Below are 26,616 nucleotides of genomic sequence, written 5' to 3'. Positions count from 1 at the left end.
CTTAACATAGACAATGGCTTAAGCGCGCGGGCCTATGCATTTGTCAGGCGCTCGGCGTGCGTTTGGGTGGATTTGGAAACATGGGCGTGATCGCGTGGGTGGAATTCCACCCATCGCGGGGCCATCTACGCATTGGCCCGGACGTTCAGGCGCCCGTGCGTTGCCGCAGATAGGCGATTTCGTCGGCCGTAAGCGCGCGTGTCGCGCCCTTTGGCAAATCCCCAAGAGCAATCGTCCCGATCGAAACCCGCAGCAGCCGCAGGACCTCGAAACCGAGCGCGTCGAGCATGCGCCGGATCTGCCGGTTGCGCCCCTCTTGGAGTTCCACTTCGATCCACGTGTTCTTGTCACCACTTCTCAAATGGGCCGCGCGGGCGGCGCTGAGCGTCTCGCCACCCTCCTCGATGCCGGCGATCATGCGTGCGAGTTGGCCGTCGTCGATCTGCCCGGCAATCTGCACATGATAGATCTTGCCGAGATGGGTTTCGGGATCGAGCAGGCGTTGGGCGAGCACCGTGTCATTGGTGAAAAGGAGCAGGCCCTCGCTCGCCTTGTCGAGGCGACCGACGGGGGACAGGAACGTGGGGTCGATGCCTTCGAGGCAATCGAAAACCGTCGGCCGTCCCTCCGGGTCGTGTCGCGTGGTGACGAGGCCGCGCGGCTTGTTCAGCATCAGGTAGATTTTCGCCTCCGCAAGGACCGCGGTGCCGTCGACAGTGATGCGATCCTTGTCGATATCCACCCATTGCGAGAGGTCCATCGTCTTGCGTCCGCCAATGCTGACGCGCCCTTCGAGCACGAGTTTTTCCGCCTGCGTGCGCGAGCAGTATCCGAGCTTGGACAGCGCCCGGGCAATGGTCACCCGTTTGCCGGTGTCGCCTTCGGTCCGTCGGCGACCAATCTCTCGTGTGCCTGTTGGTCGCTTCTGCTTCACGCTCGTTTCTTTCGGCTCAATTGCGCCCTGTCCCTAGCATATCCGCCAAACCGGCATGCCATCAGTTGATCTTGGCGTAGTCGATCAGCCGGGCGAGCCAGCAGCCGATCGTCAGCCCAGCCACCTTGCCTTCTGCGTCGCGCCGGACGCGCACGGTCCAGTCACCCGGTGCCGGCGCATCCATCGACCGTTTGCAGCGAAGCAGCCACAGGTCTTCAGCCAGCGGTCGCATGGCGTGCATGGCGCCGGTGCCGAGCGAGCCGTCGAAGCCGGCATAGAAAACGCCATCGGTGGAAACGATGTCGAGATGGGCGTCGAGTTCACCCTGATGGTACCGGCCGGCGATATCGGGGAGGGCGGCTCCGGACACACGCTCGGCGGAGACGGCCAGATTTTCTCTTGTCCGCTCCATGCTTAGCGTGGCGCCGTCGCGCGCGAGTGTCGCTGCGGGCGACCGGGCGACGCCATCCGCGCCGATCGCAAGCGTCTCTGGAGACGTGGCGAAATGCAATGCCAGGCGGGAGGATCCAAGAGGGCTCGCGACGAGTGCAAGGCCGGTCTCCGAATCCAGATAACTGCCGAAGCTTCGTGTCTCCCAAGTTCCCGGTTTGATGTCGGCGTCGCTGTGACCAAGTGCCACCTTCATCAGCGCCGTTGCGGCGGCATGCGCATCGGCCTCGTGATTGAACATCACCACGACGGAGAGGCGTTCGACGGGCGCGTAGAGCCTGCGGCTGCGAAAGCCGCGCAGGGCGCCACCGTGGCCGGTGATCGCTGCGTTGCCGATCACATCGTGCGCAAGGCCGAAGCCGTAATGGGCTGGTCGTCCATCGGCATAGGTCTGCGGTGCCGACAGGCGGCGATAGAGGCCGTCCGCGTCCTCGCGCGTTCGGTCGATGAAACATTCCCAGGCCAGCATGTCGTCGAGCGAAGCGGAGACGCCGGCGTCACCCGCCCAGTAGATGCGGTTGACCGCTTCGAAATAGCCTGATGTCTCGTTGCCCTCGTAGCCGGCGATGCCGTCGGGTGGCAGGCTTGTGTCCGGAGTCAGCGCAGCGGTCTGCATGCCCGCCGGATCGAAGACAGTGCGCTGATACAGCTCCGCCATCGAACGGCCCGTATGCTCTTCGATGAGGTCGGCAAGAATGCGGAAATTGCCGTTGGAATAGGAATAGCGGGTGCCCGGTTTGAAATGGGTCGAGCGCGCCCGGGACAGAAGCGGACGGGCGTCTTCGCGACGAAAGACGCCATCATGCTTGGCGCCCTGCAGCACGGTCAGCGCCCAGTAGTCACGCAGCCCGGACTGGTTGTGACAGAGATGGGCGACGGTCGGGCGCTTGCCTACGAGAAGGGGCAGATAGGCGTCGAGTGCGTGATCGAGCTTTGCCGGCTCGCCGACGGCGTCCAGCAGAACGGCGCAGGTCAGTTGCTTGGTAATCGAGCAGATCGGCATCCGCGTCGCGGCGGTCATCGGCTTACGGGCCGTGAGATCGGCATAGCCCCAAGCGCGCTGCATCACGACCTCGCCATCCTTGACCACGCCGGCAACGCCGCCCGGACCGGGATAATCCTGCGGCAGAGCGGCAAGGGCGCGTTCGAGGGCGGCGAAGGTCGAAGTGTTCATGGGGCGCGTCGGGCTGTCGAGAGAAGGGCAGGGGCAAGTGGTTTCGTTCGTATCGCCCCCTCATCGTACATGCAATGCTTGCGCGCCTGCCGCTTCGATCAGCCGGTGCTCGCCTGGGCGTGGTAGAGACGGCTATAGGCGCCCTTGGCGGCGAGCAGCGTTGCGTGCGGCCCCTGTTCGCGAATGCCGCTGCCGTCGACGACGACGATGCGGTCGGCATCGCGGATGGTGGCCAGCCGGTGCGCGATGATCAGCGTCGTCCTGCCCTTCGAAAGTTCCGCAAGCGACTGCTGGATCGCCCGTTCTGTTTCGGTGTCGAGCGCCGAGGTTGCCTCGTCGAGAATGAGGATTGCCGGGTTCTTCAGGAACATGCGGGCGATCGCCAGCCTTTGCTTCTGCCCGCCGGAAAGTTTCACGCCGCGTTCGCCGATCATGGTGTCCATGCCGTCGGGGAGGGCGGCAATCATGTCGTCAAGCTTGGCGCGCCGCGCTGCGTCCAGGATATCGGCTTCGCTCGCGCCGAGCCGCCCATAGGCGATGTTGTCGCGAATGGTGCCGGCAAAGAGGAAGACATCCTGCTGGACGATGCCAATCTGGCCGCGCAGCGACGAAAGGGTGATGTCGCGGATATCGGTGCCGTCAACGGTGATCGCGCCTTCGCTGACCTCGTAAAAGCGCGGCAGCAGCGAGCAGATCGTCGTCTTGCCGGCGCCTGACGGGCCGACGAAGGCGATCGTCTCTCCGGCATGGATCGTCAGGTCGATGTTCTGGATGATCGGCTTCTCGGTGCTGTAGCCAAACGTGACATTGCTGTAGCGGATATCGCCCTTGAGACCGGCAACGGCGGTCGCACCAGGGCGGTCCTCGATATCGGGCTCGGTTTCCATGAGCTCAAGGAAGCGTTTGAAGCCGGCAATGCCCTTCGGGTAGGTCTCGATCACCGAGTTGATCTTCTCGACCGGCCGGAAGAAGACACCGACCAACAGCAGGAAGCTGACGAAACCACCATTTGTCAGTTCGCCCGTCAGCACGAAATAGCAGCCGGTGATCATGACGATCAGTTGCGTCAGCCGCATGCTCATGTAGCTGAGCGACGTGCTGGCGGCCATGATGCGGTAAGCCTCAAGCTTGGTGCGGCGATAGTTCTGGTTGTCGGTTTCGAACAAATTGCGTTCGTGCGCCTCGTTGGCAAAGGCCTGGACCACGCGCATGCCGCCGACATTCTCTTCGATCCGCGCGTTGAAATCACCGACCCGGCCATAGAGATTGCGGAAATTCCGCGTCATGCGCCCACCGTAGCGGCTGGTGACCCAGGCGGTGAGCGGCACGACGGCGGCCGTGATCAGCGCCAGTTGCCAATGGACCATCAGCATCAATATCAGCGCGCCGATGAAGGTCATGACGGCGATGAACAGATCCTCCGGCCCGTGATGCGCGACCTCGCCGATTTCTTCGAGATCCTTGGTCAGCCGCCCGACGAGGTGGCCGGTTTTCTGGTTGTCGAAGAACGAGAAGGAGAGTTTCTGCATATGGTCGAAGGCCATGCGTCGCATGTCCGTCTCGATATTGATGCCGAGCATGTGGCCCCAGTAGGTGACCGTCGCCATCAGGCCGGTGTTGAGCAGGTAGACGAGGAGCAGCCCGACCGACGAGAGCAGGATCAGCGTCCATTCCTGGCTCGGAAGCAACTGGTCGACGAACAGCTTTACCGCGATCGGGAAGCCGAGTTCGAGCAGGCCCGAAAGGACCGCGCAGGAGAAGTCGAGGATGAACAGGCCACGGTAGGGGCGGTAGAACGCGAAGAAACGCTTCAGCATGCACGTGCACTCACTGGGGGCGGGCGCGCCCTGGGGCGCTCATAGAAAGATGATTTTTAATGTCATGTTTTCAGGTCGAAACCAACCCAGAAAAGCGGAAAAGCGTGTCGTTCGCGTGACGTGGCCGCTGTCTCGCACGCCGCGACACGCAATCGGCTCACTTCGGTACTGAAGGGAAGGAAACGTTAACCATAGGCTTCGTAGAAATGGAATCAGCAGAGCGATCCGCCTCCGGTTGGGGACACCGGAAGCCGAACAAGCGCTCGATATCCGTATGCGTAGGGCGTCTTCGTGCGTTCGCGTCAATGCACGAAGTCCAGGGGGCGAATGAGACAATGGCAGGCAATCAATCGGTGGATGCCACGGAAACCAGTGCGAGCACAATCGTTCCGTTTCCGGTGGTCAGGAGATTGCATGCCATCCGCAGCGCTGCCGCCGAGCTAGAGGATTTGCACGGTGCCGAAGCGCTGCAATTCTGGCGCCGCCGCTGCCGCACTCTTGCAGACGAGCTATTTGCCTGCGGGTGTTGCGAAGACGAGGTGCGCCAGCAGGTGCTCGTCTTCCAGGACGAGGTGCAGGCCGAACTGCAGCACCGTCATCTGTCCCGCCTTTCCGCCGGCGCGATGAGCCAGTAGCCGTCAGCTCACCGGCAGTTCCGGATCCCAGGTAAACAGCTCCTTCGCCTTGGCGATGCCGCGCAACGCAAAGCGGCCGAGCGAGACGGCATGGGCCCGCTCAGCCGGCGGGCATGCCTCGACGAAATCTGACGACATGATCATGTGCCGCTCGACAGACCGGCACATGGACGAGATGCGGCTGACCTCGTTGACAGCCGGGCCGACGACGGTGAAGTCGAGACGCGTCTGGCTGCCGATGTTGCCGTAGAAGACTTCACCGATGTGCAAGCCGAGATAGACATCCGTGACCGGCTTGCCTGCCTCTTGCCGGCGGGCGTTGAGCTCGACCAGCATGCGCCGCAATTGCCGCTCCGCGCCGATCGCATTGGCGCAGGCAACGGCAGGATCTTCGGCATTGAAGATCGCCAGCACCCCATCGCCGATCAGCTTCAGCACGCTGCCGCCGTGGTCTTGAACGGCCGTGATCACGGTTCCCGAATAGTCGTTGAGGAGGGGAATGATCTCGTCGGGTGCCGCGGTGTCGGAGATGCGCGTGTAGCCGCGCAGGTCCGAAAACCACATGACCGTTTCGATCCGCTCGGCCGAGCCTCGGGCGATGCTGCCCTTGACCACGCGCTGACCGGCGTCGGCGCCGAGATAGACGTCCGCGAGCGTGCCGATGATGCGCACGCATGAGCCGGTCTTCACCGCCAGTGCAAGGGTCGGCAGCAGGATCCGGAGTGCCGCGATGTCGTCGTCGCTGAACCCGTCTTCGCTTCGCGTGGTCCAATAGGAATAGAAGCAATCCATTTCGCCGACGCGGCCCTGGTCGGTGAAATGGTGGATCATGCTGACGCAGTCGGTATGGCCTTCGTCTTTCAGCTTGTCCAGTATGTTGTACTTGGTCCCCTCATCGGCGGAGAGCCGAATGCGGCGCTCAGCCGTTCGATCGCAAAGCATGTGGTAGAAGATCGAGTTCTGCCAGTTCAGCAATGCATCGCCCGTGGTCGTCGAGCCGTACTGAATGACCTCCGGCGTGATCTCGCTTTCATCGTTCCACTGGAAGGCACGACCCTCGAATTCCGGATGCAGAGTGTCGATCAGTCCGAGCGCGCGCGCCAGGTTAAGGCCGGCGGCGCGACATTGCTCGCAGAAGCCGGCAAACAGCTCCGGCTCGTCCAGGCCTTTCAGGCCCTGTTCGGAAAGCCACAGCACGATATCGCGGATCTGTTCGTTGTTCATGGTGCATCCCGGACGGCTGACGTCGCCTGACAATGTGGTGCACCACCAATAGCCGAACCAGGGCTCAGAGCGAAAGATGCAGTTTGCGCTCCTCGCTTTCCGCCGGTACGGCGCAGCATATGAGCGCTTCGCCTTCGGAGACCGGGTAGGAGGGCTGCGAGGGGTAGGTTACCTTCCCCTCGAGCAGCGGCGTCCTGCACGTGCCGCAGCTGCCATTGCGGCAGCCGAAGTCTGGTGCCAGCCCGCGTGCTTCTGCAAGATCGAGCAGGCTACCTTCGCCCGGTTGCCAGCGGGCCTCCTTGGCGGATTTGGCAAAGACGATGTGGACGGGAGCGCTGGCGGGCGCAGCTATCGCCGGCGCTGAACCGCCGTCCGGTCGGCGCGTCAGCGACGACAGGCCGAAAGCTTCGGCGTGGATGCGGGCGTCGGCGATGCTGAGCGCACGCAAACCGTCATAGAGCGACTGGGTGAAAGCTGCCGGACCGCAGAGGTAGAAATCGTAGTCGTCGAAGGGCAGTGTGGCCTTCAGATGGCTAATGTCGATGCGACCGGCGATATCGTAGTCCTGTCCTTCGCTTGCCGTTTCCGGCTGGCTGAGTGCCCGCACCAGGCGGATATTGCCCTGACCTTCCTCGACCAGGGCGGCGATTTCTCGATCGAAGGCGCGCTCTTCCAGCGAACGGGCGGCCTGGAACAGCCAGGTCGGACGCAATCGGCGCTTGCGGCGGCCTTCGGCGGTGATGTGCTTGAGCATGGCGATGACAGGCGTGATGCCGACGCCGGCGCCGATGAGCACGGCGGGGCGCCGCTCCGTCCCGTCGATCGTGAAGCTGCCCGCCGGGGCCCGCGCCTCGATCCGGTCGCCCGCCTTCAATCCGTGCAGGTACTGCGAGGCGGCGCCATCCAGCTTGACGCTGATGCGGTAAAAGCCGTCGGTCGGGGCCGAAGAGAGCGTGTAGCTTCTGACAAGCGGTTTGCCGCCTGCTTCAGCGGTCAGCCGGATCGGCAGGTGTTGGCCAGCCCGATGGGCCATCAGACCGACGCCGTCGTCCGGTTCGAGGTAAAGCGAACGGATCGTCGCGCTTTCCTCTTCGGTGCGGGCGACGCGAAACGGCCGCCAAGTGTCGGCAAGCGCTGCGGCCTGCAAGCGTATCCTTGCCTGTTCCCAATCACCCGTCGGCAGCAGGCTCGGCGACCAGCCGCCGTCCTCGAAGGCGAAGCGAAGCGGCAGGCCGTCCTCACGATAGACGACCTGTTCCGGCCGGAAGCGCCACAGGCGTTCGGCTCCCTGAAAGGCGGCAACTTCCGGCGAAGACAGAATGACCTCGGCGCTGCCGGTCATCTGCAGCATGTCGCCGGTTGCAAAGTCGACAAACAGCAATCCGGCCCTTGGATTGACCATGAAGTTGCCGAGCGTATTGAAAAACAGGTTGCCGGAGAAATCGGGGATGGTCAGCACGCCATCCTCGCCGATCTCAACGAAGCCGGCCTTGCCGCCGCGGTGCGAGACGTCGACCTGCCGTTCGCCCGTGTCCAGATCGACATAGGAAGCGACGAAGAATGTGTCGGCGTGGGCGATGATTGCCCGGGCGCGATCGTCCAGGGCGGAGCGATGAACCGGCCGCACCGGTGCCGGCTGGTGCGGGTCGCGGGTAAAGGCGAACTGGCGAAGCTGGATATATTGCGGGCAGTTGCCGAAGCTCTGGCGGACACGGATGGTGAAACCGTCGTCGCCGTCGCGGCGGATCGCGCCGTTCAGCCGGTTTCGGCGGCGGGTTTCGAGCTGGATGCCGAGCATGCCGATCGCGTGGGCGTCGTCCATCCCGGCATCGGCCGGGTCATCCGGCTCGCGTGGCAGCCGGACGGTAAGGTTCAAGGCGTCGGGTGCGTGCATGAAACCCGGGGCCGCCGCGCGCATCGTCGCCCAGACGTCTCCCTTGGCATCGACGGTGCCGAACAGGGCGAAAGGCAGCATCGGGAAGAATTGCTGGTGCTGCTCGGGCATGAACGTGCGGACGAAATTGCGTCCGGTCGCGTCCATGCGCTCGACGACGCCGAGGCTGCGCTGGATGGCGAGTTCGCCCTCGTGCCAGGGCGAATCCGGTCGTTTCGCTTTTGCATTGTCCGGCATGATCAGGGGTTCCTCATTGGGACGAAGCTCCGGGGCAGGGTGATCTGCCCCGGGGCGGGTGGATCAGTGGGGATCAGGCGGCGAGGCCGACGGCCGTCTTCTGAAAGCCGACGAAACCCGGCAGTCGCTCGATGCGGGCAAGCCAGGCCCGCACATGGGCGTAGCTGGAGAGATCGACATTGCCTTCAGGTGCTGCCGAAACGTAGCTGTAGAGGGCGACGTCGGCGATGGTCGGCCGGGCGCCCAAAAGGAAGTCGCGGCCGGCCAGTTCGGCATCGATCAGCGCCAGGATGCGGTGCGCCCGGGCGATTGCATCGTCCGCATGCAGGTTGGCGCCGAAGACGGTGACGAGCCGTGCTGCCGCCGGACCGAAAGCGATATCGCCAGCGGCGACAGACAGCCATTTCTGCACCTTGGCGGCCGACGCCGGGTCTTCCGGCAGCCAGTCGATGCGGCCGAGCTTCTTGGCGAGATAGACCAGGATGGCGTTGCTGTCGGCAACGACGGTGCCGTCGTCGTCGAGCACCGGAACCTGACCGAAGGGGTTGAGCTTGAGGAAGTCCGGCGCCTTGTGGGCCCGCGCCTTGAGGTCGACGTCGATCAGTTCATGCGGCACTGCAAGCAGCGACAGGAAGAGCTGCGCCCGGTGCGAGTGGCCGGACAGGGGATGGCGATAGAGTTTCATGGAAGAGTTACCTCGAAGCATGAGGACCGTGGCGGCCTCCGGGAGGTTCGGGATGAACCGCCTTCGAAAGCAATCTATGACTTTCCAGTTTTTGGCAGTAGAGTGCTAATCTGATAGCTTGATTCCCGATTTTTGGAAGGAAAGATGGATCGTCTCGACGCCATGAGTGTTCTGCTGGCCGTTGTCGAAAACGGTAGCCTTTCCGCCGCCTCACGCCAGCTCAAAACGCCGCTCGCCACCGTCAGCCGCAAGGTTTCGGAACTCGAAGCGCATCTGGGCGCGCAGCTCATAACCCGGACAAACCGCAAGGTGCTTTTGACCGAAACTGGCCGCGCCTATATCGAGGCCGCCAAGGAGATCCTGTCGCGCGTCGAAGAGGCTGAAAGAGTTGCGGCCGGTGAATACAGCGCGGTGAAGGGTGACCTGACAGTCTCGGCGCCGATCGTCTTTGGGCGCCTGCATGTGTTGCCCGTCGTTGTCGACTTCCTGAAAGCCCATCCGGAGATCGACATGCGGCTCGCCTTGGGCGACCGTTTCGCCAATCTCGTCGACGACCACATCGACGTGGCGCTCAGGATCGGCAATCTGCCGGACAGCAACCTCGTAGCGACAAGGATCGGCACGGTTCGCCGGGTGGTCTATGCGAGCCCCGGCTACATTTCACGGCATGGTGCGCCGGCGCATCCAAGCGAGCTTGGGGAACATGATTGCATCACCTTCGAAAACGTCACGGCGGCCCATGTCTGGCGGTTCCTTGAGGACGGGCGCGAGCTGACGGCGCCGATCCGGTCGCGATTGATCGTCAACACGGCGGAATCGGCCGTTGATGCGGCGATTGCCGGCCTGGGACTGACGCGCGTGCTGTCCTATCAGGTGGCGCAGCCGGTTTCCGACGGTCTGCTCGTTCCGCTGCTGGAGACGTTCGAACATCCGCCGCTGCCGGTGCAACTGGTCTATCTTCCGCAAGGACTGGTGCCGATGAAGCTCAGAGCCTTCGTCGATTTCGCCGCGCCGCGACTGCGCGCTGTCTTGAGATAGCCGCTGGCGCCGGTACCGACGTCACTCCGATTGCGGCCGCTCGCCGGTCATCGGCCGGATGTGGCGGGAATAGGTACGCCCGACGCGGATTTCGCTGCCGTCGGACAAAAGTACTATCAGGGCGGCGAAGGGGGCCTGCTTGAGGCCCACGATACAGTCGCGGCGCACGATCGAGCTGCGGTGAAGTCTTAGAAACTCGGCGGGATCGAGGCGGCGCTCGAGCGAAGCCAGACTTTCGTGGTGCAGGTAGGAGCGACCCTCGACGTGAATGCGGACATAGTCGCGCTCCGCCTGGAAGCGCACGACCCGATCGAGAGCGATCCGCACGAACTCTCCTCTGGACTTGATCCAGAGGTCGCCTGTCTGGGTTTCGCGCTTGCGTAACGCCTGCCGCAGCGCCAGCACGGTTTCATTGAGTTCCAAGACGCGTTCAGCACTGGTGCGCGCCGCGATTGCGACACGGGCCCGCTCGATTGCCGTGCGCAAACGGTTGGACTCGATCGGCTTGGTGACATAGTCGACGGCTGCGGCTTCGAAGGCTCGAAGGGCATAGTGATCGAAGGCCGTCACAAAAACGACCGCAGGCGCGGTGTCGCCCAGTTGCTCCAGGATATCAAAGCCGGTGCCGCCCGGCATTTGGATATCAAGCAGGATCACATCCGGCAGGAGTTCGGCGATAAGGCCGCAGGCCTGCTGCACATTGCCGGCCGTCCCGACCACCTCGATCCCGGCTATTGTTCCGAGAATGCGCAACAGGCGGCGCCTGGCGAGCGGCTCGTCGTCGATGACGAGAATGGAAAGAGGGGCTGTCTGGATGTCGTTCATGCGAGCCTCAGGGGCATGGTGATCGCTGCTCTGAAACGCCTTGGCGCCACGAGGCCGGAAACGCAGGCGCCGACGCCCGGGAACCGAGCCTGGACGCGATCGGCAACATTCTTGAGGCCTATCCCGGTGCCGGTGGCCTGGCGCCGCCCGCTCTCCGTCTCCGCTGCGATATCGTTTTCAACGGCGATCTCAAGCGCATGGCCGATCTTGGCCGCGCTGATGACGATCTCGACCTGGTCGGGCGAACGGCCAACGCCATGTTTGACCGCGTTCTCGATCAGCGGCTGCAGGATCAGGCTTGGCACCAGTGCCTCTTCGAGGCCATTGGCGATGTCCATCCTGAGTTTCATCCGGTCGCAGTAGCGTTCACCTTCGATGTGCAGGTAACCGGCTTGCAGCGCGAGCTCGTCCGCAAGCCGCACGTCGTGCAACGGGTCGAGCTCCAGTGTCGTGCGCAGAAAATTCGACAGCGAAATCACCATGCGCGTCGCAGCGTCCGTCTGTCCCTCTTCAATCAGGCCGGTGATGGAGTTCAGCGTATTGAACAGAAAGTGCGGATTGACCTGGTAGCGGAGTGCTCGCATCTGCGCGGCCAGCGCCTCCTCGCGCGCGATCGCCAGACGGCGCTCGCGCTCGCGCAATTCGAAACTATAGAGCAGCGCGACGAAAAAGAACGACCATCCGACAAATGTCGCCATGCTGTAGACCAGCGTATAGCCGGTGTTCGTCCAGTCGACCGTGATCGGGTCGGGTCGAACGATGAGTACATACAGCAGGAAATCGACCGCCGTATTGCCGAAGGCGGCAAGAAGGGATGCGGCGAAGCCGACCACGATCTTGAGAGCGATGTGCTGGTGCCGCACGCCAAAGATCGCTGCGGCGATGCCATAGGACAAAGCCATCCCGCAGCACATCAGGAGCAACTTGCCGGGCGCCGACAGGATCGGGTTGATCCCGAGTATGCCCCAAAGGATGCTGCTGATCAGGAATTCAACGAACCAATAGAGAAGACCGAGCCAGAGAGTCGTGCGCTGCACGCTGGCGATGTAGGCGCTCTCGTCGGCTGTTTTCGCTTCATCCTCAAGTTTCATGCCGTTTTTATCGTTCAACCGGCCGCCGATGTCGATTGCCGTTCGTCGGCCAAATCGAGCGGTTAGCAGAAAGCTCGGGTCTTTCGACCACCGCCACCTGCCGCTGGCGGCACGCGGGGCCGGCTCCGGTCTCATGCCATCCGCAGCGGCATGGTGATCGACGCGCGAAAGCGGTGCGGCGCGACAAGACCGGAAATGAAGGCGCCCACCTCGGGAAACCGGGCCCTGATGCGGTCGGCGACATTTTTCAGCCCCGTGCCGGTACCAACAGGCATTCTCGTCACGCGCTGCGGCTCGCGTGCCAGGTCGTTTTCGACGGAAAGCTCAAGCGTCTCGCCCTGTCTTGCTGCCCTGATGAGGATTTCGACAACGCCTGCGGAGCGGCCGACGCCATGTTTTACCGCATTCTCGATCAGCGGCTGGAGAATGAGGCTCGGCACGAGCGCCTGCTCGAGGCCGGGTGCTATGTCGAGTTTGACACGCATGCGGTCGGAGAAGCGTTCGCCCTCGATGTTCAGATAGCCGAGTTGCAAGGCCAGTTCGTCGGCGAGACAGACGTCCTGCATCGGGTCGAGTTCGAGCGTGGTTCGCAGAAATGAGGAAAGCGAAAGCACCATGCGGCCGGCAGCAGTCGAAGAGCCTTCCTCGATCAGGCCGGCGATCGAGTTCAGGGTGTTGAACAGGAAGTGCGGATTGACCTGATAACGCAACGCCCGCATCTGCGCCGTCAGGGCCTCCTCCCGTGTAACGGCAAGACGACGCTCGCGTTCGCGCAGTTCGAAGGTCGCGAGAAGCGCGATGTAGAGAAAGGCCCACCCATGGAACAGCGCCACACAATAGATGATCGTGTAGCCGACATTGGTCCAGTTGATGTCGCCCGGATCGCCATGCGCGATCAGACCATGACAGAGGAAATCGACGCCGGCATTGATGGCCGCCGCAACGAGTGACAGGGCGGATCCAAGCAGAAGCTTGAAGAGAATGGACCGGTCCCGGTAGCGGAAGAGGGCAGCGGCCATCGCGTAGGACATCAGCGTGCCGCTCAGCATCAGGATCAGGGTGATCGGCGCAATTGCGATGGGATCATAACTGAGGAACGCCCACAGCGTGTTGCTGATGACGGACTGCATGAACTGGTAAAGGAGACCGAGCAAGAGGGTCGCCCGGCGCACGCCGGCGGCATACTCCGCTTCGTCAGGTGATACCGTGCCATTTCCTCGCGCCATGCGGGTTTTATCGTTCAAGTCTCAGCGGTTGTCGATCGCCGTTCATCGGTGAAAACGAGCGGTTTGCAGAAAGCCACAGCCCTTCAGCGCTGCAATTTGCCGTTTGCAGAAAGCCGAATTCTCCCGTTTCGCGGGCTTGCTATAGCCGCCCCATACCCGTGCGCTGCCGGTTTGGCCGGGAGAGTGCGCCGACAAATGCAAATGAAAAGGGGCAGACATTGAATAGCTGTGCGAAGGCGGACGTTTTGAGGATCAACCTGCTGAGTTCAACCGCGCTTGGCCGTGCCGGCCTCGTCTCTATGATGCTGGCGACCACTGCTTTCACGCCGTCGCCGGCGAAGGCGGCCGGATTGCTCGTTCCGAACGACACGACCTGGTCCAGCGACCAGACGATCGACGGCAATCTCGTGATCCGCGGTGGTCCCGCGGGCGCTACGCTGACGATCAAGGACGGCGCCAACGTCGCGAGCAAGGGTGGCTACATCGCTGACAGCAAGGGATCGATCGGCACGGTCGTCGTCTCCGGCCCGGGATCCACCTGGGATATTGTCGATACCAATCCGAACGGGTACCGCGTGCTTTTCATCGGCGGGTTCGAGGGCGGCATTTACGGCGGCAAGGGCACGCTGATCGTCGAAAACGGCGGCAAGGTGTCCGCCAAGGAGACCTATATCGGTGCCCTCCAGGAGGGTGACGGAACGCTCGTGGTGCGCGGCGCCGGTTCCATGCTCACCACCGATTTTCTGGGTGTCGCCTTCGGCGCGCTGACACTCAACACCGCCGCAGTCAGGATCGAGGACGGCGGTATCGTCAATTCGAACAAGGCTACCTTTGAGAACGGCACGGTTCTTGTCAGCGGCGAGAATTCGCGCTGGATCAATACCGGTCACTTCGAGATTGGCGACAGCTTCACGATCGAGAAGGGCGCCGTAGTCACGACCAATACTGCGACCCTGCGCGAGGACGAGAGCGTCGACACCATTCAGACCTATATCGATGGCGCTGGCAGCGAGCTCAAGGTTGCCGACAAGCTGACGATTGGCGAAGCCGGGCGCGCCAACCTTTCGGTCGCCAATGGCGCCAAGCTTTCGGTTGGCGGCGACATCGTGCTTTCCGGCATCGGCGGCGTCAACAATGAAGGCATGGGAAATCTGACGATCGGCGGCAAGGTCGACCTGAACAATATTGCCGAGCCACGCGCCCGCCAGGCGCAGGCGGCCGGCACGGTCAACGCTTCGGCAAAGATCGACTTCGGCCCGCGCAAGGGTTACGTCAATTTCAACCATACGAATACGGGCTACGAATTCGCCAATGCCATGGGCGGCAAGGGCACGATCACCAATTTCTCCGGCGAGACCATCGTCAGCGGCGACCTGACGAAGTTCTACGGCAAGGTGAACGTCTCCGGCGGCAAGCTGGTGCTGAAGAGCAACCTCGACACGATCGACAACGATCCGGATAACGGCCCTCTGGACTACAGCGAGACCCGGTTCGAAGTGAGTGGTGGCACTTTGATCGTCGATGGCGAGACGGGACGGGTGCAGGGTGATCGCTTCTATACCAACGAGGTGAATGTACTCGGCGAATTGAACCGCATCCGCGATCCGAACTCGACCTCTTTCGGTCGATTGGGTGGTTCCGGTACGGTCGGCGACACGTTCATCGATTCCAAGGCGATCATTTCGCCTGGCAACAATTCCACCGGCACGCTGACGATCATGGGCCGTCTGGATATGGCGACCGGATCGATCTACGAAGCTGATATCGCTGGCGACGGCCGCTCCGATCGCATTGTCGTCAAGAGCATTGGAAACAACGAGAACACTGGCATCGCCAAGATCGGCAGCGGCACCAATGTTCAGGTGACGGCGCTCGATCCGAACACCAGCTATCAGACCGGACAGACCTATACGATCCTGACTGCCGACCGCGCGATCGAGGGGCAGTTCGCCGAGGCCATTTCGAAATCCGCTTTCCTCGAGGTCTCGCTCGACCAGAAGGAGAGGCAGGTCGATCTCAAAATCAAGGTGAAGAACGGGGGTACGAAGCCGGGCGAAGAACCGAAGCCCGGCGAGGAGCCAAAGCCAGGTGAGCCGAAGCCGGGCGAACCCGGTGTCTTCGAAGGTGAGGCTGCCACCGGCAACCAGCGGCAGACGGCCCTTGCTCTCAACACGCTTGCCCAGAGCGGTTCCTCGCTCGGGCTCTACAATGCCCTGACGATCCTGGACGGCGACGCGGCACGCCGGGCCTTCGACCTCCTGTCCGGCGAAGTCCATGCCTCGGCGCAAACCGCGCTCATCAACGATAGCAGCCTGCTGCGCAACGCGGCGAACGACCGCATTCGTGACGCCTTCGGCGACGTGGCGGCTGCGAATGTGCCGGTTCTGGCCTATGGTCCGGAGGACAAGGTCACGACCGGCGCAGTCGGGGCGATCAGCGCGGTCGCTGTCCCGCCGCCGGCGATGGTCGGCTGGGGGCAGGTGTTCGGCTCTTGGACCAACACCGACGGCAACGGCAACACCGGTGCGCTCGACCAGTCGACCGGCGGTTTCGTCACCGGCTTCGACGCGGCGGTCTCGGATAGTGCGCTCGTTGGCATCATGGCCGGCTATAGCCGCACGAACTTCGATGTCGACAGCCGCACCGCCAGCGGCGACAGCGACAATTACCACCTTGGCGTCTACGGCGGCGGCCGCTGGGGTGATGTCGCGCTCCGGTCTGGTCTCGCTTACACCTGGCATTCGATCAATACGTCGCGCACGGTTGCCTTCCCGGGCTTCACCGATCAGCTGAAGGCCGACTATGATGCCGGAACCTTCCAGGCATTCGGCGAAGTCGGTTATCGCATTGACCTGCCGAGCGTGGCGCTCGAACCCTTCGCGAACCTCGCCTATGTCAGCCTGCACACCGACGGCTTCACCGAGCGCGGTGCCGCGGCTGCGCTGTCGAGCCGGAGCAACACGACCGATACGACGTTTACGACGCTCGGCCTTCGGGCCTCGGCTCCTCTCAGCCTCGGCACGACAGATGCGAAGCTGCGCGGCATGCTTGGCTGGCAGCACGCCTTCGGCGACACTACGCCGTTCTCGACGATGGCTTTCGGCACGGGCAGTGCCTTCTCGGTCGCCGGAACGCCGATCGCCGAGGATGCGGCGATCATCGAGGCCGGCATTGACTTCGCGCTGACCGGCAATGCAAGCCTCGGCATCACCTATACCGGTCAGTTCGGCTCCGGCACGACGCAGAATGCGGTCGATGCCAAGCTCGACGTGCGCTTCTGATGCGCAAGCTTGTCTGGATCTCAACCATGCTGATGGCGACATTTGTCGCCATCACGCTTGTTTACGGGGAGGATGCGGCAACCGAGAAGTCTGCCGCACCATCTCAGCTTTCAGAGACTTACGAGGACTGGAGCGTTGCCTGCGTCGAGATCGAGGGGAAGAAACACTGCCTTCTGTCGCAACGCCAGTTCCACAAAAGCGGCCAGCATGTGCTGACGCTCGAACTTCGGCCGGCGGAAGATGCCGGCCTCGAGGGAAGCCTTGCGCTTCCCTTCGGTCTTTACCTGGACAAGGGCGTCACCCTTGGCGTCGACGAGGCGACGGGCGGCAAGCCGACCCGGTTTAGCACCTGCTTGCCGTTTGGCTGCATCGTGCCGCTGACATTTACCGAGACGACCGTTGCGCTGCTGCGCGAAGGAACGGCGTTGAAGATCGGTGCGTTTGCCAGCGACAGCGAAAAGGACGTGGCGTTCTCGGTGTCGCTCAAAGGCTTTGCTGCGGCACTGGACCGGGTGATCGCGCTGTCTGGGAAATCGTGAGGCCGGTTTACGGCTTCAGGTAGCGCGCCGGCTATTTGGGGCGTCTGCATCAGGGCACCGGTCTCTTGCCGGTCAGTCGCTCCAAGCCGAACCCCGTCGCCGGGCGTCCGCTGCGAGCATGGGCCGGCCTGCAGACGCTGCCATCGTTCCGGATGCCTTCAAGCGCCGGAAGACATCAGCCTATCGGGAGGATACGTCGATCGCGTCGCCGATGACGTAGAAGTGCCCGCCCGCCACATAGTTCAGACTGTGCAAGGCCCGGTCAGCCGTCTTGAACATCCAGTGCCCGTCGCGAAACACGCGATCATCCGCCCAGGCCGCGAAAATCTCGATCATTGCGCATTTGACAAACGCATAGCCAATTGACTATACGTCAATGCATAGCCAAATGGATATGAGATATGTCGCAGTTACAGGATGCGGTTTTCCGGGCACTCGCCGATCCCACACGTCGCGGGCTCTTTGAGCACCTTTGCCGCCAAGGGGATACGACCGTTGTCGGATTGCTGGCCGATGCCGGAGTTTCGCAGCCGGTCGTGTCCAAACATCTCAAGATCCTCAAGGCTGCAGGGCTCGTGCACGACCGGCACGAGGGCCGCTACACCTATTACAGCGCCAAGCGCGAAGCCCTCGCGACCCTGGTTGACTGGACCACCGAAATGGCCGGCTTCTGGCAGGACCGTTTCAACGATCTCGATGATCTTCTCAAGAGAATGGACCAATGACCGAAACAACCGAAACAACACGCTCCGTCGTCGTCGAACGCGACTTTCCCTATCCGCCGGAAAAAATCTGGCGTGCGCTGACGCAACCGCATCTGATTGCCGAATGGCTGATGAGGAACGATTTCATCCCCGAAGTCGGGCGCCGCTTCACCCTCTCGGCCGATTGGGGTCAAGTCGATTGCGAGGTCGAAACGATCGAGGCAAACCGCTCGCTTGCCTATCGCTGGGACACCAAGGATCTCCTCAGCGTCGTCACATGGACGCTCGCCCCCACAAAGACCGGGACGAACCTGCGGATGGAACAGCGCGGCTTCACGGCGGACCAAAAAGCCTATTTCCAGGGCGCCACGGTCGGATGGCCGCGTTTTCTCACCCAGTTGGCGGAAGTCGTCGCGAAACTCGATTGAGCGCTCCGCGCTTCGGGACAATTGCTCAGATTCAAGGTACCGAAAAATGACCGCTCTCATCCGGAAAATCCATCGCTGGACATCCCTGCTCTTCTCCTTGGCCGTTGCTGCGATCTTTGCCGGCATGCCTTTGGCGGAACTTCCCGAGTGGGTCTACTATCTGCCTTTGCCGCCGCTTGCCGTGCTTCTGCCGACCGGCCTTTATCTCTTCGCGCTGCCTTATCTGGGCAAGCGCGAAGATGCGGCCCAGGCGGTGTCACGAAGCCGGGCCTAACGGTCGCGTGGCGGCGGCTGACCGGTTTACTCGGCGGAAAGAGCCGGCGGATGAAACGTTTTCGATGTTCGGCCGGCGTGACGCATGAAGGCACGGCGGAGCGCGGTGCCTGGCGGCCTGTCCCTCGTCGCCTATTCCAGAAGGCAGTCTATCAGCGCTCGCGTTGCTGCCGAGAGATGGCGGTGGGGCGGGTAGATGAGCGAGAAGGGGCGCGACCGGCCGCCGAAATCTGGCAGGAGCTCGACCAGGCTGCCCCGTGCCAGGCGATCGCGCACGACGAAATCGTAGGTCTGGCAAATCCCGAGGCCTGCCTCCGCCAGGGATACGGTACCGAGCACATCATCCTCCACTTGGACCGGGCCATGGGGGATCCAATCGACATCCGTGCCGTCGACCCGCAGCAACCAGGGGGCCGGACGGCCGGTGCTTGGCATGATGAAAGGCAGGCACGTATGGGATGTGAGATCCTCCACCGATCGCGGCAGCCCACGCCGGGCGATGTAACCGGGCGAAGCGACCAGCCTTAGCGGCGCGTCGCCGAGCTTTCGCCCAACCATGCCGCTGTCCGGCAGCTGCCCGAGGCGTATGGCCAGGTCGAAACCCTCTGCGACGAGATCGACGTTGCGGTTGGCAATCGACAGTTCGACGGCGACCGACGGATGTTTCAGCGCGAAGCGCGTCAGCTTTTCCGGCAACTGGAAATGGCCATAGGTCGTTGATGCACTAAGGCGAACCCTGCCGGCCAGGACGCCTTCGCCCTGAACTGCCCGCTCGGCTTGGTCGATCGTTTCGAAAGCCGAGCGCACCTGCTCCAGGTATGCGCGTCCCGCTTCGGTAAGGCTGATGCGCCGCGTCGTTCGCCGCACCAGTTGGGTGCCGAGCTTCGTCTCGAGCCTGGTAATCGCCCGGCTCAGCACGGAAGGCGTCGTCGCAAGCGCCACGGCCCCGGCGGTCATCGACCCTTTGTCCATGACCGTAATGAAAGCCTCGACGTCGGCGAGGTGATCGAAGCGGCGCATCTTTGCCTTTCAGGACCAAATCATTTCCTTGCAGGCGAATTTATCGCCGCTAATCGAAGCAATAGATAAGCAGCATCATTCGACGGCCGCAATGTCAGGCCACTTCAAACAGGAGAAAATGATGCCGAACACAACAGCCAATCAGCAAAAGCCTGTGCTCTTCGTGCTCACCAGCCACGGCACCAAGGGAGACGGCGGCCAGCCGACGGGCTTCTATCTTGGCGAGGTCACCCATCCGCTGGCGGTGCTCGAAGCGGCCGGTATCACCGTGGAATTCGCCTCGATCAAGGGCGGGGAGCCGCCGGTCGACGGGCTTGACTTGGAGGACCTGACCAACGCCCGCTATTGGAACGACGAAGCGTTCCGCGCCGCAATTCGCACGACGGCCAAGCTCGATGATGTCGATCCCTCCCGCTACGCGGCCGTCTTCTTTGCCGGCGGTCACGGCGCGATGTGGGATCTGCCGCAAGACAGGGCAGTTGACCGCGTGACCCGTTCGATCTTCGAGGCGGGCGGTGCCGTCGCCGCCGTCTGCCACGGCCCGGCGGCATTGGTGAACGTCAAGCTCTCCGATGGCGCTTATCTCGTATCCGGTCGCAATGTCAGCGCCTTCACCGATTCCGAGGAGCGCGCCGTCGGGCTCGACAAGACAGTGCCGTTCCTGTTGGCGAGCACGCTTGCAGAGCGCGGCGCGACGCATCATCCGGCGCCCGACTGGACATCAAAGGTGGTTGTCGATGGCCGCTTGATCACCGGTCAGAATCCCCAGTCGGCCACCGGTGTCGGCGAGGCGCTCCGCGACGTCCTCGCGGCCTGATGTTTTCCGGCGCCGCCGATTGCCAGTCACAAGGCGACTTGTCACAAGGCGAATTGCGCCCTCTGTTCTTCGGGCGTTCCGTGACAAGGCGTCGGCGTGTCCGAATGGGAAGGTTGCCGGCGATCCATCGCCGGCTGCTCCATGTTCCCGATCTGTGAGACGAGCCGGACAGGTAAGACGCTCGACTGCCGTTTCGTTGGCCATGGCGAGAAACCGGAAAAACCGCCATGTTCGCCATCCCTGCCGTGTCCGGTTGGCACGGCTCGCACTCCAAGGGGTAAGGCGTCTCGCTCAGAAAAGTTCCGGCTTTGCGCTTTGCTGCGTGCGAATGCCCATGCTCTCGCCTCTATTCGAACAGGACGCGCTCAGCCGCGTCGCGCTGCCTCGATCGCGGCGACGTCGATCTTGCCCATGGTCATCATCGCCTCGAAGGCCCGCTTTGCCTCGGCTCCACCGGCGGCCATGGCTTCAGTCAGGACACGTGGCGTGATTTGCCAGGAAATGCCCCACTTGTCCTTGCACCAGCCGCAGGCGCTCTCCTGGCCGCCATTGTTGACGATCGCATTCCAGTAGCGGTCGGTCTCTTCCTGATCGTCGGTGGCGATCTGGAACGAGAAGGCCTCGCTGTGCTTGAACATCGGGCCGCCGTTGAGGCCGAGACAAGGAATGCCGGCAACGGTGAAGTCGACGGTCAGCACGTCGCCTTCCTTGCCGGACGGATAGTCGCTCGGCGCGCGGTGCACGGCACTGACTTTGCTGTCGGGAAAGACCTCGGCATAGAAGCGAGCGGCGGCTTCGGCGTCCTTGTCGTACCAGAGGCAGATCATGTTCTTTGCCATTACGCTTTCCTTTCACTTTGAAGCCCCAAGGCCCGTTTCCTTCGCCACCCTGCGAGATAGGTCAACGATTTCGTTTCTCCACCCAAGAAAAGGGCAATCCCACCGTTGGGGCACATTTGGCGCACCTGCTCCTGGCGAGGGATTCCCATGTTGGAATTTCTACCCGTGATACCTAACTGTGCGGGTCCTATACTCGCGGTGGGGGAGCCACCCGACATCTCAGGGGATGCAGATGAAGCAGTTGAACGGAACCGTCGCAGCAATTACCGGGGCCGGTCGCGGCCTCGGCGCGGCACTGGCCTATGCGCTGGCCGAGGCCGGGTGTGATCTTGTCCTGTGCGGCCGCAGCGAAAGCGCTCTCAAGGATGTGGCGGCAGCCATTGCCAGCAATTTTGGCCGTCGGGTTCAAACGGTCGTGCTCGACCTTGCGGATGCAGCGAGCGTTGCCGGCGCCATCGGCACCATCAAGGCGCAGGGCGGACGGGTCGATATCCTCATCAACAACGGCGCGACGTGGCTCGAACACAGCGACGAGGGGCATTCGAGCGCCGAGGTGCTTGGGTGTCGTCAATGCGGCAATCACCGGAACGTATCTGTTGACACAGGGTCTGTTGCCGCTGCTTAGCCATTCGCCTCGGCCGGACATCGTCACGATCGGATCGATCAGCGGCCTGCCCAACGCAGCACTTCAGACCGCGTCCGTGCCATTCTATGCCGCCAAGCGGGCGCATGCGGCCCTGGCGGATGGCCTGCGCCAGAAGCTGGCGGGCACGCCGGTTCGTTCGATCGTCGTTCACCCGCCGTATCTTGAAGACATCTCGCCGCTCGAAGCCGCGTGGGAAGACGCAAGTGAGCGGCGCAAGGGAGAGGCGGCCACCAACCGGGACATCGCCGAGGCGGTGCTGTTTGCGCTGACGCGTCCGCGGCATGTGACCTTATCGATCACTGTCGATGCGGATGAAGGTGGTCTCTTCCCCGCTGCCGCCACCCGATCCGCATCCTAGTCTGGTACGCCAACCGCGGCGCCGCTCTTTCTGGCAGGAACGGTCGTCCATGTATGTGGACGATTGTTCCATGATTGAAGGACTACAGAGCCAAAGTCCACGTCGATATATCCAGATCATCAACATGGAGAAACGACATGCACAACATCTCTGAACCGATCTTCACCTCTGGCTTTCCGCTCGGCAGTTCGGCAGGCTTGGTCACCGCCTTCGAATGGCTCGGCCAGCCCTATCGCCTCACCCGTGTCGACATGCTCGGCGAAATGCGCACCGATGCCTATGAGCGGTTTAACGGCCGGGTGGAAACGCCCGCGCTTGTGACCGACGAGGGCCACGTGCTGACCGAGACCATGGCGATCGCACTCTGGCTGGAGGCGCGCGATCACGAGCGCCGCATCAGTTTCGCGCCGGGCACCTTCGAGGCGGACCGCATGCACCAGATCATCGCCTTTCTTAACACCGGCTTCACCGGCGCCTTCTTCTCGATGTGGGTGGCGCTGGAGGCGGAAGATGCCACCGAGGCGTATCGCGAGACGCTGCGTGCTCTCGGCCGCGAGTTCGTCGCCAAGCGCCACAAGCAGCTCGAGGCGATGATGGGCGAAGGCGACTATCTGCTGGGTGACCGGCCGACCCTCGCCGATGCTGTTTTCGTTGGTGTGGCGCGCTGGGTCGATTTCCATGAGGCGATCGACCCCAAGGACTACGAGCGCAACTATCCGCGCATCAGCGCTTTGCGCAAACGCATCGAGGCCGATCCCGCCTTCCGCTTCGCGCTGGCGATCGAGGACGGTGTGCCGGCCGTTGGCAGCGGCGCGATGAAGGGCCTCGTCCCGTTGAACGACGTGCTGAAGAGGGCGGGCGCACTCGACGCTTGACCTGCGAAAAAAGAGGTGGCGCACCCGCGAGCGGTGCGCCACCTCAAATAGTTGGAGCGGCCAGGCCGCCGCCGACATCAGACCTCGAAAACGTCCACGAACGATTCCGGGAAGCTTTGGCGGGCAACCTTCTCGTTGATGATGAGCAACGCTTCATAGGACACGGGATCGAAATCCTTGTCGACCGGCAGCACCTCGCGTCCGAACAGGAGGTTCAGCCGGGCGGCATCGAGATTGCCGCGCTCGAATGGTTCCGCGCCGAAATGATGCCAGAGGGCATGGAGGAAGGCCGCATCGATGCGGTGCGCCCCAGAGCCCGGCCGGGCATGGCGGGGCAAGGCCTTGATCGGGGTTGCCCCCTTGGGATTGGCCCGACGGATGACGAACTGGATGCCCGTGCCCGGCATGGCGTAGGGAAAACCCCGGTGTTTCGTCATATCAGCCAGCTTGGCCATTCTGTTCTCCTTACGCGGTCTGCTTCTCGACGATCTTGTCCTCAGTCTTCGTATCGAAGTCGGAGGCGTCGTGTCGCTCATGCAATTGCTCGGCCGGATCGCCGCTCAGGCGATTGACCATACGGCCGCGCTTGACGGCAGGCCGTGCGGCGATCTCGGCCGTCCAGCGCTGGACGTGCTCGTAGCTTTGCACCTCAAGGAATGCGCCGGCGTCGCCGTAGGTCTGACCGAGCGCAAGATTGCCATACCAGGGCCAGGTGGCCATGTCGGCGATGGTGTATTCTTGGCCGGCGAGGAACCGGTTGTTGGCGAGATGGCGATCGAGCACGTCGAGTTGGCGCTTCACCTCCATGGCGTAGCGGTCGATGGCGTATTTGATCTTCATCGGCGCATAGGCGTAGAAATGACCGAAACCGCCGCCGAGGAAGGGGGCGGAGCCCATCTGCCAGAACAGCCAGTTGAAGGTTTCGGTGCGGGCGCGAAGCTCGCTCGGCAGGAAGGCACCGAACCTTTCAGCAAGGTAAAGCAGGATGGAGGCTGATTCGAAGACACGGACCGGCGCGCCGCCGCCCTTGGGCGCATGGTCCATCAGCGCCGGGATCTTGGAGTTCGGGTTGACGTCGACAAAGCCGGAACCAAACTGGTCGCCGTCCCCGATGCGGATCGGCCAGGCGTCATATTCGGCGCCCGAATGGCCGGCAGCCAAAAGCTCTTCCAGCAGGATCGTGACCTTCACGCCGTTCGGCGTCGCCAGCGAGTAGAGCTGCAGCGGGTGCTTGCCGACCGGCAGGTCCTTGTCGTGCGTCAGCCCGGCGATCGGACGGTTGATGCTGGCAAAGGCGCCGCCGTTGCCCTTGTCCCAGGTCCAGACCTTGGGAACTTCGTAGCCGGCAGGAAAATTGTCAGCGGGGGATTTTTCGGTCATCAAATCTGTCCTTGTCTTGGCGGAAAACGTCGATCGGTCGGTTTGCCTTATATAGGAAGTTCATCAAGCCACCACATCACCCGGCCGGCGAGGGTGACCATGCTCAATGGAAAGGCGCTGGAGGATTTTTTTATCGAAGGCGGATGAGGCCGGCATCTGTCGCGACGAAACCGCATCGACCGAAGTAGAAATCGCGAAGATGCGGGTCGAAATCCACATGCAGCCATTCGCACCCCGCCGCCTTGGCGTGCATCACCGCTTCTTCGACCAGCCGCGCGGCGTGGCCCATCCGTCTCTGGGGCGAGGCGACCATCGTGTCGAGCAGGAAGGCGTGAACGCCTCCGTCCCATGCGACATTGACGAAGCCTGTGAGCACGCCTGAAGTCCGCATGCAGACCCAGCCCAGGCTGAAGCGGTTGACCTGGTTCCACCAGTCGTCGTCTGTCAATGCATGCTCGAAGCATTCGGCGTGCAGGGCGTTCAGCTCCCGGTTTTCGAAGGCTCCGCGCCACTCGAGGCCTGCAGCATCCCCGATATTTCCCGTGTCCATGACCGCGATCCTCCAAGTCGACCCAAACCTATCAGTATCGCGACGCGGGCCAAATCATGCGGCGCGATCCACCGTCACGATCTGACCTTAAAGCTTGCAGGAGGCGACCTTGTCGGTTTCGATAACCGTGTTCCTCAGCACGAGGGTCCAGCCGCGATCGAATTCGAGACCCTGGAAGCGCATTCGACGCCCGAAGCCGGCGCAGCCGACGCGGTTATCCTCATGGTTGCTGTCCCATTCGATGACGACGGTCTGCTTTGCCGCCACAACCTTGCAGGCGGCGCGTTGCGGGTCGAAGCTCGTCACCTGGCGACAAAGTGTGCGGGCGGCTTTGACGCTCGTAGCCGGATTGGCGAGCGCGGGCGCGCTTGCAGCGAATGCAGTCGCCGCCGCCAGAACGAAGAGCTTTGATATCATTTTGTCTCCCGAAGGTTCCGCGTGACCGGCCATAGACCGCTCCGGTTGCTTACACGAAAAAATCGTAATGTCTCCCTTGAACCGCGAAAGTTGAGCGCCTATCTGCCGCCTAACCCGCTGGTCCGGGCCCCTCTGGCGAGAGCTTCGGCACTCTTGCGATGTCGGACCTTATTCCGACATCATGTGCCGATTGGGGACCCGTCTGTGGACTTTTCCTTCATGTCTGTAGTGTGGCTGGGAACGCCGCTCTGGATGTGGGCGAGCTTTTTCGCTCTCGTCATCGCTATCCTGTCGTTCGACCTTGGCATTCTCCACAAGGAGAACAAGGAGATCGGCGTTGCCGAAAGCGTCAAGCTTTCCGCCTTCTATATCGCGCTCGGCCTGACGTTCGGCGGCTTCGTCTGGTGGTATCTCGGCTCCGAATCCGGCCTTGCCTACATGACCGGCTTCGTCGTCGAAAAGACGCTTGCCCTCGACAACGTCTTCGTCATCGCGCTCATCTTCTCCTTCTTCGCCGTTCCGCGGCTCTATCAGCACCGCGTCCTGTTCTGGGGCATTCTTGGCGTCATCGTGCTGCGCGCGATCATGATCGGCGTCGGCGCGACGCTGGTCGCTGAGTTCGCCTGGATTCTCTACATCTTTGCAGCGTTCCTCATCTTCACCGGGATCAAGATGCTGGTCATGAAGGAATCGGAACCGGATGTTTCGAACAACGCTCTCGTCCGCTTCATGCGCAGCCGCTTCAACGTCACCGAAGAGCACCATGGCGAACGCTTTTTCGTGAAGCTCGTAAACCCGAAGACCGGCAAGATGACCTGGTTCATCACGCCCCTGTTCATGGCGCTGGTCATGGTCGAGGTCGCTGACGTGATCTTCGCCGTCGATTCGGTTCCGGCGATCTTCGCCATCACCACCGACCCGTTCATCGTCTACACGTCGAACATCTTCGCAATCCTCGGCCTGCGCGCCCTCTATTTCGCTCTTGCTGCGATGATCCACCGCTTCCGTTACCTTAAGCCGGCGCTTGCCGTCGTCCTGACCTTCATCGGCTCGAAGATCTTCGTTGCCGACCTTCTGGGGCTTGAGAAGTTCCCGGCGGCTCTCTCGCTCGGCGTGACCTTCGCGATCATCGCTTCCGGCGTCGTCTGGAGCCTGGTGAAGACGAGGGAGGAGCAGCAGCCCGCATAACACCCTCACGGGGCCAAGATCTAAAACGCGGCGGCCTTCAAACGGGGCCGCCGCGTTCGTATGTTTGGTCG

28 protein-coding genes are annotated in these 26,616 nt (G+C 62.4%); 12 read left to right on the top strand and 16 right to left on the bottom strand.

Going from position 1 to position 26,616, the window contains the following annotated elements:
- Positions 1-145: 145 nt before the first annotated feature.
- The 3 genes from BBX50_RS17740 to BBX50_RS17730 all read right to left on the bottom strand — a co-directional run bounded on the left by BBX50_RS17740 (position 146) and on the right by BBX50_RS17730 (position 4,375).
- Entirely contained in the window at positions 146-901 is a 756-nt protein-coding gene (locus BBX50_RS17740) for a pseudouridine synthase (RefSeq protein WP_244513192.1), read from the bottom strand.
- Positions 902-995: 94 nt separating this feature from the next.
- Positions 996-2,558 carry a D-aminopeptidase gene (locus tag BBX50_RS17735; RefSeq protein ID WP_065776637.1) on the bottom strand — a complete coding sequence of 521 codons (1,563 nt, stop codon included), beginning with the start codon at positions 2,556-2,558 and terminating at the stop codon, positions 996-998.
- Positions 2,559-2,656: 98 nt separating this feature from the next.
- Positions 2,657-4,375, bottom strand: coding sequence for an ABC transporter ATP-binding protein (locus BBX50_RS17730; protein ID WP_065776636.1), 1,719 nt, complete (start codon positions 4,373-4,375; stop codon positions 2,657-2,659).
- 335 nt (positions 4,376-4,710) lie between these two features.
- Here BBX50_RS17730 and BBX50_RS17725 point away from each other — a divergent pair, with 335 nt between their 5' ends.
- Complete coding sequence (locus BBX50_RS17725; RefSeq protein WP_065776635.1) at positions 4,711-5,010, top strand: DUF6074 family protein; 300 nt, start codon at positions 4,711-4,713, stop codon at positions 5,008-5,010.
- Between the two features lie 3 nt (positions 5,011-5,013).
- Here BBX50_RS17725 and BBX50_RS17720 read toward each other — a convergent pair whose 3' ends face one another.
- The 3 genes from BBX50_RS17720 to BBX50_RS17710 all read right to left on the bottom strand — a co-directional run bounded on the left by BBX50_RS17720 (position 5,014) and on the right by BBX50_RS17710 (position 9,050).
- On the bottom strand, positions 5,014-6,234 hold the full coding sequence (locus BBX50_RS17720; RefSeq protein ID WP_065776634.1) for an adenylate/guanylate cyclase domain-containing protein: 1,221 nt from the start codon (positions 6,232-6,234) through the stop codon (positions 5,014-5,016).
- A 64-nt stretch (positions 6,235-6,298) separates the two neighbouring features.
- Positions 6,299-8,365: a pyridoxamine 5'-phosphate oxidase family protein gene (locus BBX50_RS17715; protein ID WP_065776633.1), complete on the bottom strand. Its 2,067-nt coding sequence runs from the start codon at positions 8,363-8,365 to the stop codon at positions 6,299-6,301.
- Between the two features lie 73 nt (positions 8,366-8,438).
- Entirely contained in the window at positions 8,439-9,050 is a 612-nt protein-coding gene (locus tag BBX50_RS17710) for a glutathione S-transferase (RefSeq protein ID WP_065776632.1), read from the bottom strand.
- A gap of 144 nt (positions 9,051-9,194) precedes the next feature.
- Between BBX50_RS17710 and BBX50_RS17705 the strand changes: the two genes are divergently transcribed.
- Complete coding sequence (locus BBX50_RS17705) at positions 9,195-10,088, top strand: LysR family transcriptional regulator (protein ID WP_065776631.1); 894 nt, start codon at positions 9,195-9,197, stop codon at positions 10,086-10,088.
- A 21-nt stretch (positions 10,089-10,109) separates the two neighbouring features.
- Here the strand turns inward: BBX50_RS17705 and BBX50_RS17700 are convergent, their stop codons facing one another.
- From BBX50_RS17700 to BBX50_RS17690, 3 genes are all read right to left on the bottom strand, one after another.
- Positions 10,110-10,913, bottom strand: a complete 804-nt coding sequence (locus BBX50_RS17700) for a LytTR family DNA-binding domain-containing protein (protein WP_065776630.1) — start codon at positions 10,911-10,913, stop codon at positions 10,110-10,112.
- Positions 10,910-12,004, bottom strand: coding sequence for a histidine kinase (locus BBX50_RS17695; protein WP_065776629.1), 1,095 nt, complete (start codon positions 12,002-12,004; stop codon positions 10,910-10,912). The genes BBX50_RS17700 and BBX50_RS17695 overlap by 4 nt, the downstream gene beginning before the upstream one ends.
- 131 nt (positions 12,005-12,135) lie before the next feature.
- The gene (locus BBX50_RS17690) at positions 12,136-13,230 is read right to left on the bottom strand and encodes a histidine kinase (RefSeq protein ID WP_065776628.1); all 1,095 of its coding nucleotides are present in this window, start codon (positions 13,228-13,230) and stop codon (positions 12,136-12,138) included.
- Positions 13,231-13,475: 245 nt separating this feature from the next.
- Between BBX50_RS17690 and BBX50_RS17685 the strand changes: the two genes are divergently transcribed.
- Together BBX50_RS17685 and BBX50_RS17680 are read left to right on the top strand one after the other, a co-directional pair.
- Positions 13,476-16,511, top strand: coding sequence for an autotransporter domain-containing protein (locus BBX50_RS17685; protein WP_065776627.1), 3,036 nt, complete (start codon positions 13,476-13,478; stop codon positions 16,509-16,511).
- A 26-nt stretch (positions 16,512-16,537) separates the two neighbouring features.
- Positions 16,538-17,050 carry an invasion associated locus B family protein gene (locus tag BBX50_RS17680; protein WP_065776727.1) on the top strand — a complete coding sequence of 171 codons (513 nt, stop codon included), beginning with the start codon at positions 16,538-16,540 and terminating at the stop codon, positions 17,048-17,050.
- A gap of 180 nt (positions 17,051-17,230) precedes the next feature.
- Here BBX50_RS17680 and BBX50_RS29385 read toward each other — a convergent pair whose 3' ends face one another.
- Positions 17,231-17,386, bottom strand: coding sequence for a hypothetical protein (locus tag BBX50_RS29385; protein ID WP_201723493.1), 156 nt, complete (start codon positions 17,384-17,386; stop codon positions 17,231-17,233).
- Between the two features lie 65 nt (positions 17,387-17,451).
- Here BBX50_RS29385 and BBX50_RS17675 point away from each other — a divergent pair, with 65 nt between their 5' ends.
- Genes BBX50_RS17675 through BBX50_RS17665 form a run of 3 tightly spaced genes read left to right on the top strand, consistent with a single transcriptional unit; the run spans position 17,452 to position 18,456 of the window.
- Positions 17,452-17,775, top strand: coding sequence for a metalloregulator ArsR/SmtB family transcription factor (locus BBX50_RS17675; protein ID WP_065776626.1), 324 nt, complete (start codon positions 17,452-17,454; stop codon positions 17,773-17,775).
- Positions 17,772-18,182 (top strand): SRPBCC domain-containing protein, encoded by a 411-nt coding sequence (locus BBX50_RS17670; RefSeq protein WP_065776625.1) that lies wholly within the window; start codon positions 17,772-17,774, stop codon positions 18,180-18,182. The genes BBX50_RS17675 and BBX50_RS17670 overlap by 4 nt, the downstream gene beginning before the upstream one ends.
- 46 nt (positions 18,183-18,228) lie before the next feature.
- Positions 18,229-18,456, top strand: coding sequence for a hypothetical protein (locus BBX50_RS17665; RefSeq protein WP_065776624.1), 228 nt, complete (start codon positions 18,229-18,231; stop codon positions 18,454-18,456).
- Positions 18,457-18,587: 131 nt separating this feature from the next.
- On the opposite strand, the gene BBX50_RS17660 is transcribed toward BBX50_RS17665, so the two are convergent.
- Positions 18,588-19,475 carry a LysR family transcriptional regulator gene (locus tag BBX50_RS17660; RefSeq protein WP_065776623.1) on the bottom strand — a complete coding sequence of 296 codons (888 nt, stop codon included), beginning with the start codon at positions 19,473-19,475 and terminating at the stop codon, positions 18,588-18,590.
- A gap of 121 nt (positions 19,476-19,596) precedes the next feature.
- Here BBX50_RS17660 and BBX50_RS17655 point away from each other — a divergent pair, with 121 nt between their 5' ends.
- The gene (locus tag BBX50_RS17655) at positions 19,597-20,292 is read left to right on the top strand and encodes a type 1 glutamine amidotransferase domain-containing protein (RefSeq protein WP_065776622.1); all 696 of its coding nucleotides are present in this window, start codon (positions 19,597-19,599) and stop codon (positions 20,290-20,292) included.
- A 365-nt stretch (positions 20,293-20,657) separates the two neighbouring features.
- Here BBX50_RS17655 and BBX50_RS17650 read toward each other — a convergent pair whose 3' ends face one another.
- On the bottom strand, positions 20,658-21,131 hold the full coding sequence (locus BBX50_RS17650) for a VOC family protein (protein WP_065776621.1): 474 nt from the start codon (positions 21,129-21,131) through the stop codon (positions 20,658-20,660).
- Between the two features lie 226 nt (positions 21,132-21,357).
- Between BBX50_RS17650 and BBX50_RS30965 the strand changes: the two genes are divergently transcribed.
- The 3 genes from BBX50_RS30965 (at position 21,358) to BBX50_RS17640 (ending at position 23,010) form a co-directional block, all read left to right on the top strand.
- Positions 21,358-21,756: an SDR family NAD(P)-dependent oxidoreductase gene (locus tag BBX50_RS30965; protein WP_280138361.1), complete on the top strand. Its 399-nt coding sequence runs from the start codon at positions 21,358-21,360 to the stop codon at positions 21,754-21,756.
- Entirely contained in the window at positions 21,728-22,135 is a 408-nt protein-coding gene (locus BBX50_RS30960) for a hypothetical protein (protein ID WP_274534024.1), read from the top strand. Before BBX50_RS30965 ends, BBX50_RS30960 begins: the two co-directional genes overlap by 29 nt.
- Before the next feature lie 137 nt (positions 22,136-22,272).
- Complete coding sequence (locus tag BBX50_RS17640) at positions 22,273-23,010, top strand: glutathione S-transferase family protein (RefSeq protein ID WP_065776620.1); 738 nt, start codon at positions 22,273-22,275, stop codon at positions 23,008-23,010.
- A gap of 77 nt (positions 23,011-23,087) precedes the next feature.
- On the opposite strand, the gene BBX50_RS17635 is transcribed toward BBX50_RS17640, so the two are convergent.
- The 4 genes from BBX50_RS17635 to BBX50_RS17620 all read right to left on the bottom strand — a co-directional run bounded on the left by BBX50_RS17635 (position 23,088) and on the right by BBX50_RS17620 (position 25,357).
- Positions 23,088-23,465, bottom strand: a complete 378-nt coding sequence (locus tag BBX50_RS17635; protein ID WP_065776619.1) for a hypothetical protein — start codon at positions 23,463-23,465, stop codon at positions 23,088-23,090.
- Positions 23,466-23,475: 10 nt separating this feature from the next.
- A complete protein-coding gene (yghU, locus tag BBX50_RS17630) occupies positions 23,476-24,390 on the bottom strand; it encodes a glutathione-dependent disulfide-bond oxidoreductase (RefSeq protein ID WP_065776618.1) in 915 nt (304 codons plus the stop codon).
- A gap of 130 nt (positions 24,391-24,520) precedes the next feature.
- On the bottom strand, positions 24,521-24,940 hold the full coding sequence (locus BBX50_RS17625; RefSeq protein WP_065776617.1) for a GNAT family N-acetyltransferase: 420 nt from the start codon (positions 24,938-24,940) through the stop codon (positions 24,521-24,523).
- 87 nt (positions 24,941-25,027) lie between these two features.
- Positions 25,028-25,357, bottom strand: coding sequence for a hypothetical protein (locus tag BBX50_RS17620; RefSeq protein ID WP_065783923.1), 330 nt, complete (start codon positions 25,355-25,357; stop codon positions 25,028-25,030).
- A gap of 204 nt (positions 25,358-25,561) precedes the next feature.
- Here BBX50_RS17620 and BBX50_RS17615 point away from each other — a divergent pair, with 204 nt between their 5' ends.
- Positions 25,562-26,545, top strand: coding sequence for a TerC family protein (locus tag BBX50_RS17615; protein ID WP_065776615.1), 984 nt, complete (start codon positions 25,562-25,564; stop codon positions 26,543-26,545).
- Positions 26,546-26,616 lie beyond the last annotated feature (71 nt).

Origin of the sequence: Ensifer sp. LC11 (assembly GCF_001695835.1) — a bacterium.
GTDB lineage: Bacteria > Pseudomonadota > Alphaproteobacteria > Rhizobiales > Rhizobiaceae > Ensifer.
The sequence above is the reverse complement of the archived record's forward strand: the minus strand, read 5'-3'. Positions and strand labels throughout refer to the sequence as shown.

What these genes read in the sequence shown, in the direction of transcription:
- BBX50_RS17730 (WP_065776636.1), bottom strand. Translation starts at nt 4,375, where the DNA reads ATGCTGAAGCGTTTCTTCGCGTTCTACCGCCCCTACCGTGGCCTGTTC.
- yghU (WP_065776618.1), bottom strand. Translation starts at nt 24,390, where the DNA reads ATGACCGAAAAATCCCCCGCTGACAATTTTCCTGCCGGCTACGAAGTT.
- BBX50_RS17675 (WP_065776626.1), top strand. Translation starts at nt 17,452, where the DNA reads ATGTCGCAGTTACAGGATGCGGTTTTCCGGGCACTCGCCGATCCCACA.
- BBX50_RS17650 (WP_065776621.1), bottom strand. Translation starts at nt 21,131, where the DNA reads ATGGCAAAGAACATGATCTGCCTCTGGTACGACAAGGACGCCGAAGCC.
- BBX50_RS30965 (WP_280138361.1), top strand. Translation starts at nt 21,358, where the DNA reads ATGCAGATGAAGCAGTTGAACGGAACCGTCGCAGCAATTACCGGGGCC.
- BBX50_RS17655 (WP_065776622.1), top strand. Translation starts at nt 19,597, where the DNA reads ATGCCGAACACAACAGCCAATCAGCAAAAGCCTGTGCTCTTCGTGCTC.
- BBX50_RS17700 (WP_065776630.1), bottom strand. Translation starts at nt 10,913, where the DNA reads ATGAACGACATCCAGACAGCCCCTCTTTCCATTCTCGTCATCGACGAC.
- BBX50_RS17735 (WP_065776637.1), bottom strand. Translation starts at nt 2,558, where the DNA reads ATGAACACTTCGACCTTCGCCGCCCTCGAACGCGCCCTTGCCGCTCTG.
- BBX50_RS17725 (WP_065776635.1), top strand. Translation starts at nt 4,711, where the DNA reads ATGGCAGGCAATCAATCGGTGGATGCCACGGAAACCAGTGCGAGCACA.
- BBX50_RS17680 (WP_065776727.1), top strand. Translation starts at nt 16,538, where the DNA reads ATGCTGATGGCGACATTTGTCGCCATCACGCTTGTTTACGGGGAGGAT.
- BBX50_RS17690 (WP_065776628.1), bottom strand. Translation starts at nt 13,230, where the DNA reads ATGGCGCGAGGAAATGGCACGGTATCACCTGACGAAGCGGAGTATGCC.
- BBX50_RS17715 (WP_065776633.1), bottom strand. Translation starts at nt 8,365, where the DNA reads ATGCCGGACAATGCAAAAGCGAAACGACCGGATTCGCCCTGGCACGAG.
- BBX50_RS17710 (WP_065776632.1), bottom strand. Translation starts at nt 9,050, where the DNA reads ATGAAACTCTATCGCCATCCCCTGTCCGGCCACTCGCACCGGGCGCAG.
- BBX50_RS17670 (WP_065776625.1), top strand. Translation starts at nt 17,772, where the DNA reads ATGACCGAAACAACCGAAACAACACGCTCCGTCGTCGTCGAACGCGAC.
- BBX50_RS17720 (WP_065776634.1), bottom strand. Translation starts at nt 6,234, where the DNA reads ATGAACAACGAACAGATCCGCGATATCGTGCTGTGGCTTTCCGAACAG.
- BBX50_RS17660 (WP_065776623.1), bottom strand. Translation starts at nt 19,475, where the DNA reads ATGCGCCGCTTCGATCACCTCGCCGACGTCGAGGCTTTCATTACGGTC.
- BBX50_RS17665 (WP_065776624.1), top strand. Translation starts at nt 18,229, where the DNA reads ATGACCGCTCTCATCCGGAAAATCCATCGCTGGACATCCCTGCTCTTC.
- BBX50_RS17695 (WP_065776629.1), bottom strand. Translation starts at nt 12,004, where the DNA reads ATGAAACTTGAGGATGAAGCGAAAACAGCCGACGAGAGCGCCTACATC.
- BBX50_RS17620 (WP_065783923.1), bottom strand. Translation starts at nt 25,357, where the DNA reads ATGATATCAAAGCTCTTCGTTCTGGCGGCGGCGACTGCATTCGCTGCA.
- BBX50_RS29385 (WP_201723493.1), bottom strand. Translation starts at nt 17,386, where the DNA reads ATGATCGAGATTTTCGCGGCCTGGGCGGATGATCGCGTGTTTCGCGAC.
- BBX50_RS17625 (WP_065776617.1), bottom strand. Translation starts at nt 24,940, where the DNA reads ATGGACACGGGAAATATCGGGGATGCTGCAGGCCTCGAGTGGCGCGGA.
- BBX50_RS17640 (WP_065776620.1), top strand. Translation starts at nt 22,273, where the DNA reads ATGCACAACATCTCTGAACCGATCTTCACCTCTGGCTTTCCGCTCGGC.
- BBX50_RS17635 (WP_065776619.1), bottom strand. Translation starts at nt 23,465, where the DNA reads ATGGCCAAGCTGGCTGATATGACGAAACACCGGGGTTTTCCCTACGCC.
- BBX50_RS17705 (WP_065776631.1), top strand. Translation starts at nt 9,195, where the DNA reads ATGGATCGTCTCGACGCCATGAGTGTTCTGCTGGCCGTTGTCGAAAAC.